A 748-nucleotide genomic window follows, 5' to 3' on the forward strand; every position below is an offset into this window, starting at 1 on the left:
ACCCTGCTCCGCCCCCGCATCGTCCTCGGATAGCGGAACGCTCCGTCACCACCGAAAGCGGGACAGGGCCGTTAGATTTACAACCCCCCGCATCACATTCGGCGGAATCAATTATCTAGAGGTGGGGGAGTGTGAGGGACGTTTGTTTTGTCCGTGGCGACATGGGCGGAGGGTGGGCTGTGTTTGGCTCAGATGTCTGCTGTCTGGTATTTGCGGTCGTGAGGACAGCCCGGCTGCGTTCGTGGTGACTCTTTCGAGGCCGATGACCTTGCTCGCGTAGCTGATGGAGATCTGGAGCCTGCTGATCCGGCTCAGGGGAGTGATGGCGGCCCACTCTCGTGGTTGATTCGCCACGTTGTGTGCTCGTTCCACGGTCGGTGCAACCGGCTCAGATCTGACAGGCGGCAGATCCTTCGCATCCCCCTCTTGAATGTCACGTAGGCCATGCGTAACTTCCTTGGATGGAAGATTTTCCGGTGTGGCTGAAGGCCGCGCGTGCGTCCCGCGGTTGGTCGCAACGCGATCTGGCGCTGCGCGTAGGCGTGGGACAGCAGACGGTCAGTAGCTGGGAGCGAGGGCGGACAGTTCCCGACCCTGACCTCCTCCAGCTCGTGCGGAGCGCTGTCGGAGCTGCGCCAGGTAAGCCGCCCGCATCAGCGCCTGTGGTTGGGTTGCCCCGTCTGTCAAGTCTGCCGCTCAAGATTCTCGATGAATACGTCTTCGAGGCCTTCTGCGCAGAGCTAGCTGC

Annotated in this window: 1 protein-coding gene; it reads left to right on the top strand. The window is 61.8% G+C overall.

What is annotated here, in order from left to right; translation table 11 throughout:
- Nucleotides 1-461: 461 nt before the first annotated feature.
- Nucleotides 462-748, top strand: a 287-nt coding sequence (locus TN53_RS49700) for a helix-turn-helix transcriptional regulator (protein WP_159038265.1), incomplete at its 3' end; no start/stop codon positions are given.

Origin of the sequence: Streptomyces sp. WM6386 (assembly GCF_000972385.1) — a bacterium.
Classification (GTDB): domain Bacteria; phylum Actinomycetota; class Actinomycetes; order Streptomycetales; family Streptomycetaceae; genus Streptomyces.